Source organism: Thiothrix winogradskyi (assembly GCF_021650935.1).
Lineage (GTDB): Bacteria > Pseudomonadota > Gammaproteobacteria > Thiotrichales > Thiotrichaceae > Thiothrix > Thiothrix winogradskyi.
The window spans coordinates 1944618-1958649 of record NZ_CP091244.1 but is presented as its reverse complement, the minus strand read 5'-3'; the positions used below and the strand labels follow the sequence as shown (position 1 = coordinate 1958649).

The 14032-nt window shown below is 55.6% G+C and carries 13 protein-coding genes and 1 pseudogene; 4 read left to right on the top strand and 10 right to left on the bottom strand.

The features are described from left to right. Positions 1 to 6: 6 nt before the first annotated feature. The 8 genes from L2Y54_RS09885 to L2Y54_RS09850 form a co-directional block, all read right to left on the bottom strand. Positions 7 to 1095 (bottom strand): NADH-quinone oxidoreductase subunit I, encoded by a 1089-nt coding sequence (locus L2Y54_RS09885; RefSeq protein WP_236501704.1) that lies wholly within the window; start codon positions 1093 to 1095, stop codon positions 7 to 9. Further along, entirely contained in the window at positions 1095 to 1355 is a 261-nt protein-coding gene (locus L2Y54_RS09880) for a hypothetical protein (protein WP_236501703.1), read from the bottom strand. The genes L2Y54_RS09885 and L2Y54_RS09880 overlap by 1 nt, the downstream gene beginning before the upstream one ends. Then, entirely contained in the window at positions 1352 to 2059 is a 708-nt protein-coding gene (locus tag L2Y54_RS09875) for a beta/alpha barrel domain-containing protein (protein ID WP_236501702.1), read from the bottom strand. Before L2Y54_RS09875 ends, L2Y54_RS09880 begins: the two co-directional genes overlap by 4 nt. Next, positions 2056 to 2496 carry a DUF309 domain-containing protein gene (locus L2Y54_RS09870; RefSeq protein ID WP_236501701.1) on the bottom strand — a complete coding sequence of 147 codons (441 nt, stop codon included), beginning with the start codon at positions 2494 to 2496 and terminating at the stop codon, positions 2056 to 2058. The genes L2Y54_RS09875 and L2Y54_RS09870 overlap by 4 nt, the downstream gene beginning before the upstream one ends. Positions 2497 to 2506: 10 nt before the next feature. Continuing rightward, on the bottom strand, positions 2507 to 3328 hold the full coding sequence (locus L2Y54_RS09865) for a TorD/DmsD family molecular chaperone (RefSeq protein WP_236501700.1): 822 nt from the start codon (positions 3326 to 3328) through the stop codon (positions 2507 to 2509). An 88-nt stretch (positions 3329 to 3416) separates the two neighbouring features. Next, positions 3417 to 6137 (bottom strand): molybdopterin-dependent oxidoreductase, encoded by a 2721-nt coding sequence (locus L2Y54_RS09860; protein ID WP_236501699.1) that lies wholly within the window; start codon positions 6135 to 6137, stop codon positions 3417 to 3419. Positions 6138 to 6164: 27 nt separating this feature from the next. Continuing rightward, positions 6165 to 7028 carry an NrfD/PsrC family molybdoenzyme membrane anchor subunit gene (gene nrfD / locus L2Y54_RS09855; RefSeq protein WP_236501698.1) on the bottom strand — a complete coding sequence of 288 codons (864 nt, stop codon included), beginning with the start codon at positions 7026 to 7028 and terminating at the stop codon, positions 6165 to 6167. 12 nt (positions 7029 to 7040) lie between these two features. Further along, positions 7041 to 7745 carry a 4Fe-4S dicluster domain-containing protein gene (locus tag L2Y54_RS09850; RefSeq protein WP_236501697.1) on the bottom strand — a complete coding sequence of 235 codons (705 nt, stop codon included), beginning with the start codon at positions 7743 to 7745 and terminating at the stop codon, positions 7041 to 7043. A 344-nt stretch (positions 7746 to 8089) separates the two neighbouring features. Here L2Y54_RS09850 and moaA point away from each other — a divergent pair. The 4 genes and pseudogenes from moaA to L2Y54_RS09830 all read left to right on the top strand — a co-directional run bounded on the left by moaA (position 8090) and on the right by L2Y54_RS09830 (position 12880). Further along, positions 8090 to 9116: pseudogene (gene moaA, locus L2Y54_RS09845) on the top strand (GTP 3',8-cyclase MoaA). A gap of 81 nt (positions 9117 to 9197) precedes the next feature. Then, entirely contained in the window at positions 9198 to 10064 is an 867-nt protein-coding gene (locus tag L2Y54_RS09840; RefSeq protein WP_236501696.1) for a substrate-binding domain-containing protein, read from the top strand. Between the two features lies 1 nt (position 10065). Further along, positions 10066 to 11511, top strand: a complete 1446-nt coding sequence (locus L2Y54_RS09835) for a sensor histidine kinase (RefSeq protein WP_236501695.1) — start codon at positions 10066 to 10068, stop codon at positions 11509 to 11511. 10 nt (positions 11512 to 11521) lie between these two features. Then, the gene (locus tag L2Y54_RS09830) at positions 11522 to 12880 is read left to right on the top strand and encodes a sigma-54-dependent transcriptional regulator (RefSeq protein WP_236501693.1); all 1359 of its coding nucleotides are present in this window, start codon (positions 11522 to 11524) and stop codon (positions 12878 to 12880) included. Between the two features lie 2 nt (positions 12881 to 12882). Here L2Y54_RS09830 and L2Y54_RS09825 read toward each other — a convergent pair whose 3' ends face one another. Next, a complete protein-coding gene (locus L2Y54_RS09825) occupies positions 12883 to 13473 on the bottom strand; it encodes a sigma-70 family RNA polymerase sigma factor (RefSeq protein WP_236501692.1) in 591 nt (196 codons plus the stop codon). Continuing rightward, positions 13473 to 13952, bottom strand: coding sequence for an ArsI/CadI family heavy metal resistance metalloenzyme (locus L2Y54_RS09820; protein WP_236501690.1), 480 nt, complete (start codon positions 13950 to 13952; stop codon positions 13473 to 13475). The genes L2Y54_RS09825 and L2Y54_RS09820 overlap by 1 nt, the downstream gene beginning before the upstream one ends. Positions 13953 to 14032 lie beyond the last annotated feature (80 nt).

Below are 14032 nucleotides of genomic sequence, written 5' to 3'. Positions count from 1 at the left end.
ATGGGTCTAGCCAAACATCGCGCCGAAATCCTTGTCGTCATCGGCACAGATCTGGCACAGGGTTTCCGCCGGGCTGGCAGGCATGAAAAAGCGGTCACAACGGCTGCACCGCTGTTTGGGGCGGTTGCGCAGGGTGACAGGTTCTTTCTCCAAACCCGTAGCTAGCGGGACGCTGGTTTGACGTTCCAGCGCATGGGGTTGGCAGGCTTCGATGCACACATCACAGCCCACGCAACGGTTGAACTGGAAAGTCAGCCGCCATGCCTGATCCGTTTCTGCCAGCCCCAACGCCCCGGTCGGGCAAACCCTGACACACAGCTCACACTGGTTGCAGGTGTCATTGACCTCGAAACGGCTGGTGGGCAAGGTGTCATCCAGCGCAAATTCACCCACTGCCGTGCGCGACCAGACGATTTGCAGCAATTCGCGGCGGATGGTGGACGTGGGTGCGGCAATCCTGACCGCTTTCAGGGGCACGGGTGCGGTTGGCGTATCCTTGAGTGCTGCCTCCACTGCCCGCCCGAATACCTGCCGGAACATTTGGCGGCGGGCATGGTTGACGGCGGCGGGTTTCGCAGCATCTTCCGGCGGTTCGGCGAACACGATGTCTGACCAGCGTTCGCCATTGTCGGCTTGTTCACGCACATGCGCCACACCGTCACGGGCGTAAGCGATCATCGCCTGCCCCGATGTGCCATGCGGGCAAGTCTCGCAATGCCACGCGCCGCGCAGTTCCAGCTTGACCTTGCGTGCGCTAAGGTAAGCCAGCACGGTAGCATCCAGCGCACCCAGACAGGGGATTTTGGCATCGGCCTCTGCCTGCGACGGGGTACAGGCAATGCTGAAACCGTCCGCTTTTGCCCCTGCCTGTTTGAGTAGCTGGATGTGCGGGAGCTTATCCGTCACCAGTGCTTCGGTCTGGCACGCTGCCACGCACAAGCCGCATTCGCGGCAACGCGCCGGGTCAAGGCTTGCACCTTCATCCGACAGGCTGATGGCTGCGTGCGGGCAAGCATCCTGACAGCGGCTGCATTCACTGTACTTGAAGCGGTAACGGGTACACCGCTCGCGGCGGAATTCAGGGGTTGTCTGCATCACTCTTTCTTCAAGGTTTGTAAGGCTTCACCCTGCGCACAGGTGTTGTGCGGGATGGTGAACGTGTCCGGCATGGATGAGGTGAAAAATTCCTCGACCACACCAGCAGGTTTCGCCGGGACGCTGGATTGCGTCAACGCATTGCTGGTTGCAGCAGGTGCGGGTGCAACAGCGGCTACGTGGGTGACGCTGGTTTCGTCCCCACAAGCACTCAGGGTAAATGCCAGAACTGCCATTAAGCAGGATTTAGTCAGGTTCATACGTTTTCCTCTCCTGCCTCCTCGACTGGAGGCGGCATCACTATTTGACGGGCATTCGCGTATTGTTGCCAGTCTTCTACCTTCCATTCTACCCCCGTTTGGCTGAGGGGGGAGAGCCACAACGGTTCGCCGTGTTTTTCTACCAGTTCCGCCGCAATATTGTGGTCGTGGGTATCGGTGTAATCGGCACTGATGAGGATACAGGTAGCACCCTGTTGCAGCATTTGCCGTGACCACCAATCGGCATCAATGCCAGTGCGCTTGCCGTCGGTCAGCAGCACTTCCCAACTGGGTTTGCCGCAACTGGGGGTCATGCAACTGAAATCGGCATTGCTGGTTTTGTCCAGCACCCAAGAAATGCCCATGCGTTTGACGGGCAACCATACCCCGACTTTGCCTTCACCCAGTTCCGCCGCCATGCGGCTGACCAGCGTGGTGTCCTTGACGGCTGCATCGGTGAACAGGATGCGTTCCGCGCCACTGCCCAGCCAGTCCCGTGCTTCGGCTTCCCCGCCAGTGGGCAAGATCACCGTGGCGTGACTCAAGTCAACATCAGCGGTCAGGAGACTGGTGGCGGCATTGATGAACACCGTTTCCGTAAAGGGTGCATCCGCGAGGGTACGCCAGTAACGGATAACGGGCAGTTGTGGGCTGTCTGCCAACGGGTCAGGCAGCGGGATTCCAGTGGTATTGTCGATGCTCATAAGCTCATCTCACTCGCAGTAAATTTCAACGGTTCACAGCGGAATGGCTGCAACGGGCAAGGGGCTTCATTGTCCAGCCCTTCCAGTAACGGTTGTAAGACCTTGACGCTGGCAATGACCGGCGCGGTTTCCATGCCTGCCCAAGCGGGGGTGAATTCCGGCAATACCCGCAAAGTATCCTCGACCATCAAACGTGCGCCGTCCTGATTGGCGTGCTGGGTAAAATGGAATGCCAGCACCGCATACGCCAGCCCTTGCAGAAAACGTGCGTCGGGGTCGTCGTGACCTTGCGGACGCGACTGGATCAGCACATTCCAGCGTTCACCCAACCAGTCGTGTGCTGCACCAAAATCCCCCGCATCCCACAACGCTGCCAGTTCCGGCCAGAATACGTTGAGGTTCAGCGGTTTCAGGTCTTCTTCTGTGGCGTTTGTCATCACTGTCTCCTTATAGCAGGAATTTAGGCAGTTCAGAGGCAGGGTCTTCCAGCATCGGTGGCGGGGTCGCCGCACCGCCGCAGCAACTACCGCTGTCAGCTTTATCCAACTCGTCAGTTTCCTGTTTGGGTTGTTCCGGTGGGCGACCGTCGGCATCGTCTACCTTGAGTTTCATGCGCAGCACTTCGTCTTCGCCGAAAGCGTGCAGGAATTTTGCCATTTCACGGTAGAAGGAATGGTCTGTGGCTCTGGCGACGACTTGCCCGTAACCACGCGCCCAACGCCCCAGGTGCATTGTCCAGAAGCGTTTGATTTCCCGATCCATGCGGCGGAATGCTTTTTCGTTGCTGGCTTCAGCGGCAGCGGCGGCACGATCCAGTAACGCGGCAACGAACTCCAGTTCTGCACCGAGATGGTCTTCCACTGTGCTGAAACGCCCGTGTTGCAGGGCAAAACCCAGCCGCTGGTAGTCGGCTTTGACTTCGTAGAACGGTTCTTGCTGCATCCGTCCGGTACGGCGCACCGATTCAACCGGGGCAGCCCCGCCAGGGGAGGCGAACAGGCTGGCGTATTCACAAGCGGTGTCGTCCACCAGTTGTTCCAAGGGCGTATCAGTAAAGTCGGCATCAAAGCGTAACCCGGCTTCGGCTAAGGCTGCCATGCTCTCCGGTTGACGGAGTGCCGCCAGAAATTCACGGCTGGACTCTTCCGCAAACACCCCTGCCAGCAGGTGATAGACCCCAGCACGTGCTGCGCAATCTTCAGCCGCTTCCTGCGGGTTGAACGGCGTTTTGGGTTCGGGGGGGATGAAGTGGATTGGTTCAATTTGCATCGGTTTATCTCGTTGGTTCACACAAGAAGACCCCAGTCGTTAAGACCGGGGCAATTTTGTGGAGAAGTTTACAGTCAACAAGGCTACCTTAGTGCGCCGCTTCCTTGGCGGCAGCTTCCGCGCCTTCCGCTGGAGCAGCTTCAGCTTCAGGGGCTTTTTCAGGGGCAGGCGCGGCTTGATGGGCAGCTTCCTGATTCACGCTGTCCGGGCCACCCCATGCGGCCATTTCCGGGTGCATGGTGCGGTGCAGGTCGCCGGTGTAGGCATAGCGCAGGCTTTCCTTGTAGGCTTCCATGTGCTTGTCCCAGTCCCCTTTGACATCACCGTATTTGTCTTCCGGCCCGGCCTTGGTGACTTTCACCACGGTATCGTACCAGCCTTGAGAGCCACCAATCGGGTCAACCACGTTGGGGATCATGGCATTGGCGTGTACGCCCCGGTCATCCCACCAGACGTTGTTCAGGTCGGCATCATCCGCCGCACCGTATTCACCGCCCGCTTTTTCCTTGTGCTTGAGGTTGGCAAGCCGCCCGTATTCCCAGTGACCGAAGCCGGTAGGGATGGCAATGACCTTGGGGTGGATGCCTTCAAACACATAGGCTTTGGTGACGACATAACCCACTTTGCTTTCCACCCGCACCAGATCGCCGGTTTTGACACCGATTTTCTTGCCGGTTTCGCTATTCATCCACGCGGGGTTGCTGTGCATGATTTCAGCCAGCCATTTGACCGCTGCGGTACGCGACTGCTTGTGGACGTTGATCTTGTAAGTGGTCAGGATCATTTCGTCATCTTGCATATCCTTGTGCCACGGGATCTGCTTGAAGGTCGGCATCGGGTTGAAACCGTACTTCGCCCAACCATCCACCCGCACATTCAAGCGGCGGTCAGGGGTGGAGAAGCCGACGTAGTTCTTGCCGTTACGTTGCACGCCAATGGCTTCCCCATTTTTGGTGATGGTGCCAGCGGTCGGGTCAACGATTGCGCCGAGCATTTCATCAGCAGACAGTTCCTTCATGTGCAGGCCGTATTCTGCCTCGATTTCCCGCCCGGTTTTATCAACGATCTTGCCTGTCCCATCCAGCTTGCCATAAATAGGCCATACGCCGTGCTTTTTGAGGAAGTCCAGACCGCCGTCCTCCTTGAGCTTGGGCACATTGTCGAAGTGGTGGCGCATGTAGTCCTCACCGTCGGCAAATTCCCAGTATTTCTTCATGCCACGGCTGCCGTCCGGGTCAAGCGTATGGATGATGTCACGCAGGATAATGCGGTTTTCACGGGATTCACCCAGCGGCTTGATGACCGGTTGGCGGATACCCAGCCACGGGTGCAGCGAGTTGGGCATGGATTCCGGTTCCCAGCGTTCCAGATACGGGCAGTCGGGCAGGATCAGGTCGGCAAGGGCGGTTTCTTCACCCATGAACGGACTCATCGACACGTAGTAGGGGATGAGCTTTTCATCGCGGAACATTTTTCCCCATGTCGCCTGCGCACCGGGGTTGGTATACACCGGGTTATCCTGATAGGTGAAATACACTTTCACCTTCACATCCCCATTGGCAATGTGGTAAGGCAGCATGTGGGATGTGCCGTGGCTTGCCAGCGGGTAATCCGGGTGATGGTGGGCATTCATGAAAGCGTGCTTGGCAGGCTTGGGTGGTTGCGGCTCCGGTTGCGGCCAACCCATGCCACGCGGCATACAATAGCCACCGCGCTTTTCAATATTGCCGGTCATGATTGGCAGCATCATGCACGCCTTCTCGTTGTAAGAGCCATACAAGTGTTTGGCGGGGCCACGGTAAGTGAACAGGGTCGCCGGTTTGGTGGTGGCAAACTCGCGGGCAATGCGCTCAATGGTCTCCACTGGCACACCAGACAGCTTGGATGCCCATTCCGGGGTATATTGCTTGTAGTGCGCCTTGAGTTCATCCACCGTGACGTTCGTCCAGGTGTTGATGAAATCGGAATCCTGCAAGTCATTGCTGAGGATAACATTCCCCATCGCCAGTGCTATTGCGCCATCGGTGGCGGGGAACACCGGAATCCACTCATCGGAACGCCCGGCAGTGTTGGACAGGCGCACATCGAACGTGACCAGCTTGGCCTTGTTTTCGACAGTACCTTCCATCACCCGTTGGGACAGCGGGTTATGGAAGTAAGCCGCCTCCAGTATGTTGGAGCCAAAGTTGAGGATGTACTTGGCGTGGGCAAAGTCAGGGGTCTCAATATCCGGTCCCCACGTCGGTTCCAAGCCCACCTTTTTAGAGGACTCACACACCGAGGTGTGGTTGAGGATACTGTCAGAACCCAAAGTGTGCATGAAACGGTCAATTGCGCCGCCTGTGCGGTTACGTCCGTATTTGAGGAACACCGAATTGGGGTCTTCCTTGATGGCTTCGTCCAGTTTTCCGGCAACTTCTTTAAGTGCTTCATCCCACGTAATGCGTTTCCACTTGCCTTCGCCGCGTGCGCCCACCCGCTTCAGGGGGTAAGTGATACGGTCAGGGTCATAGGTATACCACATCCCGGAGTTGCCCTTGGCGCACAGCCTGCCACGGGTAGAGACGTGTTCGGGGTTGCCCTCCAGCTTGACGATGCGCCCGTCTTGCACATAGGCAATGGCACCGTCCTGAATGTTACAGACGTGGCAGGTAACGGGGATGCCGACCCGCTCCCCAGCGCCGACCGGATCAATGTCCTTGCCGCCCAGCTCGGTTTCCATTGCACCCACCAGCTTGGGGGCAACCGCTACAGCGGCGGCAGTCGTCCCGGTAACTTTCAGGAAAGTTCTACGGTTCATTTCCAACATAATCTTTGCTCCTTTACTCCGGGATGATCAGAAGTAACTTTGTACAACCTGGCCACCGATCAGGATGGAATAACGCAAGGCGAAACCGCCCACCAGAATCAGGGCTGCGGCTGCCAGTGTGCCAACATGGTTAGTGCCTACAGGGGTCAGCAACAGCGCGATGGGGATGATTGTCCCAAGGATGACACCGACCCACAGGAAAGCGAAACTCAGCGAACCGGAAGTCAGGCTCATAAAGGTCAGTTCAGCACCCACACCGCCGTAAGCAGTTGTGCCCATCAGGGCAATCAACATGACGGCCACCGCAGCGGCTGACCAGAACATATAGGTACGCAAGTGTTTGGTAACAGAGGCATTATTCAGCGCCAAGAAAATGGCTACCGCCGCGCCGGAAACCAGTGACATTGCCACAAACAACACCGGCATCAGCGGCGTGTTCCAGACCGGACGATTTTGATGAACCGTCAGGTCAAAGCCGGTATAGATCGGCAGACCCAAGGCCAGCACTGCGCCAACCACGCCCAGTTTCTTTGCCAATGCGTCATTGCCTTTCCACATCATGAAAACATAGAGGGCGGACACGATGCCGAACGACATCAGGTTCAGACCACCCCATGCCAGCGGTGAGTTGAAGTTCATGTAGAACGGGTTCATGGTGTTCAGGAAGCGCATTGGCTGGGATAAGTCACTGATCAGCAACAGGCCACTGATAACCAGCAATACAAACGACACGTAAGCGGCTGGCTTGCGGATGGGTTCCAGAATGCTGCAACTGGCAAACCACGAACGTGCCGAGAAGAAGAACAGGGCAGCCGAGATGCCAATGGTGAAAAAGTAAATGGCGTAAGCCCCTGTCCAGGGGATGTGATGAAAAACGTTATAGTCACCCATGATGGTTCACCTCTAAATTTTGACTGCGCCAAACGCATTGCGGCCTTCTTCAAGCACTTCCGGTGCGCTGTAAATACCCCGCCCGATTTCGGATGTATTACGGTCAAGACCGATGTAGAACACATGCGGCTTTGTCCCTTCTTCGGGACGCAACACCTGTGTTGGCAAGGTATTAACCAGATGGGAGACTTCCGAATTCGGGTCATTCAGGTCGCCGAAAATGCGTGAACGCCCGATACAGGTTTGCACACAGGCAGGGGCAAGGTTGTTCATGACGCGGTGATGGCAGAAGGTGCATTTGTCCACCACGCTGTGGATGTCGGTGTAGGTACGGTTCTTGGGCAGCATGAAACGAGCATTGTACGGGCAGGAAGCCATACACGCCTTGCAGCCGATGCAGCGTTCATAACGTTGCAAGACGAAACCGCCGTCTTCCATTTTGTAGGTAGCACCGACCGGACATGAACGCACACACGGTGGATCATCGCAATGGTTGCACAGGCGCGGCATAAACTGTTTGCGCACATTCGGGTATGTGCCGACGACGCGGTACGGAACCCAAGTACGGAACACGCCTAACGGCACATCGTATTCTGCTTTGCACGCTGTCATGCAAGCGTCACAGCCAATACAACGGCGCAGGTCAATGACCATCGCAAACCGTCGCTTGCCCGGCACGCCGCGCGTTTCTATGTTAGAGACGAGCAATTCACTCATAGGGAAGCCTCCTCCTGATTCGACTTGGGCTAAATTTAAGCTCTCATTCCCACCCCGCAAGGGGATTCCCGTTATAAATGCAGGGTTTGTGCCAATGGATGAAAACAACATTAAAACAAGTGGTTATGCCTGATTGAATGGTGGGAGTCAGCTTTGATGTTACCCACTGGTAACACCAAGGACAAAAGAGCGTTACCCTAGCGTAACCTCACCCCATCATGGCGGTTCATTTGTTGGGGCAAGACAGTTTAAGTAGTTGATAAAAGAATGATTGTTTTGATTGGTATGGAAGTTGCCTGTCTTGCCTTTGAAACCCGTCGTCACCCAATAAAAGGCTATGAACCATGCACAACAGCTTTTCAGCCGCGTCAGCTTCCACGGATAATCACTTGGTTGATAACTTTGACCGCCGCATTACCTACGTGCGCCTGTCCGTCACAGACCGTTGTGACCTGCGGTGTGTGTACTGTATGTCAGAAGACATGACCTTTGTGCCACGGGCGCAATTGCTGACGCTGGAGGAATTGGCGCGGTTGGGTAAAACCTTTGTCGGCATGGGGGTCAATAAAATCCGCATCACTGGGGGAGAACCACTGGTCAGACAGAATATCCTGCAACTTTTCAATATGTTGGGGGAAGAGTCGGGTCTTCATGATTTAACCCTGACCACCAATGGTACGCAACTGGCGCGTTACGCCAAAGACCTAAAAGCCGCTGGTGTCACGCGCATCAATATCAGTCTGGATACCTTAAACCCGCAACGTTTCCAGCAATTGACCCGTTTGGGCAACCTCAACAAAGTGCTGGCAGGCATTGATGCAGCGTTGGAACAGGGCTTCAAACGCATCAAACTGAACGCGGTGGTGCTGAAAAACCGTAACCACGATGAAGTACACGATTTAGTGGCATTCGCTCACGAGCGCGGGATGGACATCAGTTTCATCGAAGAAATGCCGCTGGGAATGATTGGCGACCATAATCGCGCCGAAGCCTATTATTCCAGTGATGAAATCCTGCGGGATTTTACGTCAACACTACGCCTTGCAGGAAGCCACTGACCGCACCAGCGGGCCGTCACGTTATTACCGCCGACCCGACAGTGACCAACGGGTGGGATTCATTTCTCCGCACAGCCATAATTTTTGCGATACCTGCAATCGTGTCAGGGTAACGGCTACCGGACGGTTGTTGTTGTATCTGGGGCAAGAGCATTCGGTGGATTTGCGCCGGGTATTACGCGGCTATCCAACCGACGATGACCATTTACAGCAAGCCCTGATGCAGGCAATGACTATTAAACCCAAGGGGCATCATTTTGATTTGCACGAGCAACCCATTTTGTTCCGACACATGAGTGTCACGGGTGGCTGATATTTGACGTTACCGTAGGGTAACAGTTACCACTATAATGAACGTTACCCTTCGGTAACATAGCCAATAGGAGAAAACCGCGTGGTGCAAGCAGGAGGTTCGGGAAGCCGCCGCCAATTCTTGCAAGGCTTGGCGTGTGTGCCAGTGATTTGCGCGGCAAAGTCCACGTGGGCTGAAGATAAACTGCCGGTCAGCATTGGTTTAACCCCCGTGTTTCTGGATGATCAAATCGCCTTCCTGCAAAGCTGGCAAGCGTACCTGCAACAGCGTCTGCAACGCCCTGTGCAGTTTTTCCAACGAGGCAGCTACAGCGAAGTGTTGCGCCTATTGCAAGATGGGCGGGTGGATTTTGCGTGGTTATGCGGCTTTCCGTATTGGCGTAACCGCGACTGGCTCAAGCTGGTTGCCACACCCGTTTACCAAGGGAAACCGCTGTATCAGGCTTACCTGATCCGCCATCAGCAGCACGCCGACATTACTAAACTGAGCGATTTGCAGGGTAAAGTGTTTGCCTATTCCGACCCCGATTCCAATTCCGGTTTTTTGTACCCACAGCACCAATTGCGCCAGTCAGGTTTGGATAGCCGCCACTTTTTCGGGCGTACTTTTTTTACTTGGTCACACCGTAAGGTGGTGGAGGCGGTTGCCGTGCAACTGGCTCACGCGGGTTCAGTGGATGGTTACGTGTGGGACGTATTGGCGCAGTTGCATCCACAATTGACCAGCCAAACCGACATTTTTGAACGCTCGGCATGGTTTGGTTTTCCACCCGTCGTCGCGGCTCAGACCGTGGACACCGGTTTGTTTAGCGAATTCCAGTCACTCCTGAAGGGGATGAGCGATGACCCGGAAGGCAAAGCCCTGCTGAAAACACTGGCGTTGGATGGTTTTACCCATGCTGACCCTGAGCTGTTTGCCAGCATCGGGGAAATGATTGTGGAGCGTTGACATGCTGATCCTGAACGATCTGAGTTTCCGCTACAAAATTCCGCTGCGAGCCACGGTTTTGGTGGTCGTCACGGTGTTTTTACTGACTACGTTGTTGGTGGTGCGGGAACAGCAGGAGTTGCAGCGTGACTTGCAGGAAAATGCGGTGCTGCTCGGTAAAACCTTGGGGCAGAACCTGATTAATCCGATGTTGCAGGATGATGTGTGGCGAGCGTATGAATTGTTACGCACCCCCTTGCTGGATCTGGATGAGCGGGCAAAGCAGCGTTTGCCCTTTGCGATTGTGTTGTTTGATCGTGAGTTTCGGGTACTGGCAAGTTCTGACCCAGCACGTTACCCGATATTGGCTTACCCGGAAACCTTGCCGGAGCTACAGGGTTTTGCGCCGTGGGTGCGGGGCGAACGGCAAATTCCAGCGTCACGTACCTTGTTGGATGAAGCCGGAGATGTGTTGGGTCAAGTATCCAGCGTGCAAGCCGATGGGGTGACGCTGGGGTATTTGCTACTGGGGTATTCCCGCACGGGTTTACGCGCCCGTGCTGTGAGTCTGGTAAACGGAGCGGTGCTGTATACCTTGGCATTGCTGGCAGTGTTGTTGCCGGTAACATGGTATTGGGGGTGGCGCATGGCACATCCGTTAATGGCGCTGGCAGATAATATGGGTAAAGTCGGCAAAACCCTGCCCAGTGATGCTGAGTTACATCTGGAAACCTCGGATGATGAAATCGGTCGCGCCAGTAAAGCGTTCCGGCAGATGTTACAGGCGTTGCGGGAAAAAGCCGTACTGGAACAGGAAATGATCCTCAATGAGCGACTGGCGGCGATTGGCAGATTGACGGCAGGGGTGGCGCATGAAATCAATAATCCCTTGGGCGGAATGCTGAATGCGCTGGATACGTTCAACCGTCACGGCGGTGACGCTGCCAAGGTAGGTAAAACCTTGTCGTTGATTGAACGCGGTTTATTGCAAATCCGTGATACGGTTTCCGCCATGCTGGTGGATGTGCGTCCATCAGGCAAGCCCTTGACGCGCTTCGACTTTGAAGATGTCCGTACCCTGTTGGGCGCAGAAATCAGCAAAAAGCAGGTGCAACTGGCGTGGGAGGTGGCATTGCCCGATAACGGCTTGCCACTGCCCGCCGCCTTGGTACGGCAAGTCTTGTTCAACCTGCTATTGAATGCCCTACAAGCGACGCCCGAAGGCGGCAAAGTGGTGGTGCAGGCAGCGATGGATGCGTATTTGCTGACATTTTCAGTCGCCAATCAGGGGGAATCCATTCCAGCGGAACGCATGACGCGCTTGTTTGAGCCATTTGCCAGCAGCCGTACCGAAGGTCATGGTCTGGGTCTGTGGGTCAGTTATCAGATTGTCCAGCAGTTGGATGGGCGCATCAGCGTCACCAGTGACGCACAAGGCACGTGCTTCAGCGTTGCCTTGCCGCATTAGGAGAAGGATAGTGAAAGGTAGTCTACTGATTGTTGAAGATGACCCGATTATGGGCGAATCCCTGCTTGACCGCTTTGGGTTGGAAGGTTACGAAGCTGCTTGGGTAAAAACAGCCGAAGCTGCACTCACGCATTTGGCAGCACATCCCGTTGGCTTGGTCATCAGCGATTTGCGCTTGCCGGGGATGAATGGGCGCGAGTTGCTGAGGCAAATCTATGCGCAACCCGCCAGCCAGAATCGGGTATTGCCGCCTGTCATTTTGATCACGGGGGGAGGTTCGGTCAATGATGCTGTTGCTGCTCTTAAAGAAGGGGCTTCGGATTACATCACCAAACCGTTCGATCTAAACCGCTTGGTGGAAAAGGTCGATAGCTTGTGCCTAAGCCAATCGCCGGAAGGTTTGAATTGCCCACCGTTAGGGGTTTCCCCCGCCATGCGCCAACTGGAACAAATGCTGCCACGCATTGCCAGCCACGCCCGCACCGTGTTGCTGACAGGCGAATCCGGTGTTGGTAAGGAGTGCGTGGCGCGGCGTATCCACCTGTTGGGGGAAGTGGGTAAAACTGCCCCGTTTGTTGCCCTCAATTGTGCTGCCTTACCGGAAAGTCTGTTTGAAGGCGAGCTGTTCGGGCATGAAAAAGGCGCTTATACCGGTGCAGACCGCCGTAAACAAGGTTTGTTGGAAACCGCGAATGGCGGCACCTTATTCCTCGATGAAATTGGCGAGTTGGGGCTGGGAATGCAAGCGAAACTGCTGCGGGTGGTACAGGAGCGCGAATTCTTGCGCGTCGGCGGCACACAACCCGTGCATTTCGATACCCGCATTATTTTCGCCACCAACCGTGATTTACGTCAGGAAGTGGAACGCGGTGCGTTCCGCGAAGACTTGTTTTACCGCATTAACGTTATCCAGATACGCATTCCGCCGTTACGCGAACGCAGCGAAGACATCCCGTGGTTAGCACAGAGTTTTGTTACCGAACTCTCGCGCACCTTGGTGGGCGGACGTAAAGCACTAGATGAAACTGCCATGCAGGCGTTGTCACACTACCGCTGGCCCGGCAATGTGCGTGAATTGCGCCATGTGATTGAACGGGCGTGCATCCTGACCACTACCCCAGTGATTCGCCCGCAAGATTTGTGGGAAACCTTGCCGGTAGCCTCCATCAGTACCAGCAATCCTGCTAGGTTACACCCTGAACCGGAGTCGTATGACTTGAACCATTACCTGCAAAGCTGCGAACGTGAGTTCATTAATGAAGCCTTGCAGGCGCACAAGGGGCAGATGACCAACACCGCGCAAGCGTTGGGCATTAGTCGCAAGGCGTTGTGGGACAAAATCAAACGGCTGGCGATCCGTGAGGGGTGATGTTATTTGACAGATCCAGGGCAGAGCTGCATCTGAGCAGCCTGTTTCTGATGAAAATCCATCACCTGCCCGGAACGGGACAGTTCCACCGCGCAACAATCCAGCAAGCGTTCCCGTAACAGCCTGCGCCCACGGCTGACACGGCTTTTGACCGCAGACAGCGACACGCCCCATTCGTCTGCCAGAGATTGCAAGGTTCGCCCGTCAAAGTCGGCTGCCAGCAGGGTATCCCGGTAAATGTCCGGCAATTGTTTTGCCAGCGGCAACAGGCACTGTGACAACTGGAAGGCCGCAGAATCACCCTCATCCATCGCCTCCGGCAAGTCATCGGGCAGTTCCACCAGCGGTTGTTTTACCCGATAGAAATCAACCAGTGTATTGCGGGCAATGGTACGCAACCACGCAGCCGGATTGGCTGGCAGGCCGTTTTGATGGCTAGCAGCCAGTGCCTTGCTGAATACTTCCTGTAACAAGTCTTCAGCCACGGTTTCATCCCCAACCTTATAGCGCAACCAGCGGTGCAGGTTAGCGTGCAGTTCCTGATAGGCTTGAGCCAGCACCTGTGCCGTTTCCACCTGTTGTGGTTTACCCATTAATTGCAGCAGCCTCCTGCCTGGGTTCCCGGTACGCAGCAGGCTTCCCCGGATGTTGCCACCACAGGCAGGCAACACGCCCCGGACTCGCTGACCATCTCAACACCAAATTCCGGGGTTTCACCCACGGTATGGTAATGTTCCCACGCAAGGCCGGAAGGGTCGACTGTCCAATGTTTGTTGCCCATGGCGTAGCAACAGGTGGTGTCACCCTGATCCAGCACCGAATCTCCCGCTGCGGCGGCTGCCCGTTGGCGTAACTCCTGCAATTCTTGCGCATCTTCGGCCTGAAAACCAAAATGGTTGACCCCAACCGCATGGCCTCGTGCCGACACCGCAAAATTCACCCGTGGCTCATCCAGCATCCACTTGGCATAGTCTGCCCGCTCAACGCTTGGGGTCTGCCCGAATAGCTTACTGTAGAAATCAACACTCTTGGCAAGGTCATCAACAGCGATATGGACGTGAAAGCGTTTCATGTTTGGCTCCTTTTGGTAACAGTATAGAGACCTATATAGACGGAAACCTTGGAAAAGAGTCGCAGACTTGTGGCAATGAT

Excerpts from the sequence above, each read along its gene's own strand:
- L2Y54_RS09885 (WP_236501704.1), bottom strand. The coding sequence starts at position 1,095 with ATGCAGACAACCCCTGAATTCCGCCGCGAGCGGTGTACCCGTTACCGC.
- L2Y54_RS09880 (WP_236501703.1), bottom strand. The coding sequence starts at position 1,355 with ATGAACCTGACTAAATCCTGCTTAATGGCAGTTCTGGCATTTACCCTG.
- L2Y54_RS09875 (WP_236501702.1), bottom strand. The coding sequence starts at position 2,059 with ATGAGCATCGACAATACCACTGGAATCCCGCTGCCTGACCCGTTGGCA.
- L2Y54_RS09870 (WP_236501701.1), bottom strand. The coding sequence starts at position 2,496 with ATGACAAACGCCACAGAAGAAGACCTGAAACCGCTGAACCTCAACGTA.
- L2Y54_RS09865 (WP_236501700.1), bottom strand. The coding sequence starts at position 3,328 with ATGCAAATTGAACCAATCCACTTCATCCCCCCCGAACCCAAAACGCCG.
- L2Y54_RS09860 (WP_236501699.1), bottom strand. The coding sequence starts at position 6,137 with ATGTTGGAAATGAACCGTAGAACTTTCCTGAAAGTTACCGGGACGACT.
- nrfD (WP_236501698.1), bottom strand. The coding sequence starts at position 7,028 with ATGGGTGACTATAACGTTTTTCATCACATCCCCTGGACAGGGGCTTAC.
- L2Y54_RS09850 (WP_236501697.1), bottom strand. The coding sequence starts at position 7,745 with ATGAGTGAATTGCTCGTCTCTAACATAGAAACGCGCGGCGTGCCGGGC.
- L2Y54_RS09835 (WP_236501695.1), top strand. The coding sequence starts at position 10,066 with ATGCTGATCCTGAACGATCTGAGTTTCCGCTACAAAATTCCGCTGCGA.
- L2Y54_RS09825 (WP_236501692.1), bottom strand. The coding sequence starts at position 13,473 with ATGGGTAAACCACAACAGGTGGAAACGGCACAGGTGCTGGCTCAAGCC.
- L2Y54_RS09820 (WP_236501690.1), bottom strand. The coding sequence starts at position 13,952 with ATGAAACGCTTTCACGTCCATATCGCTGTTGATGACCTTGCCAAGAGT.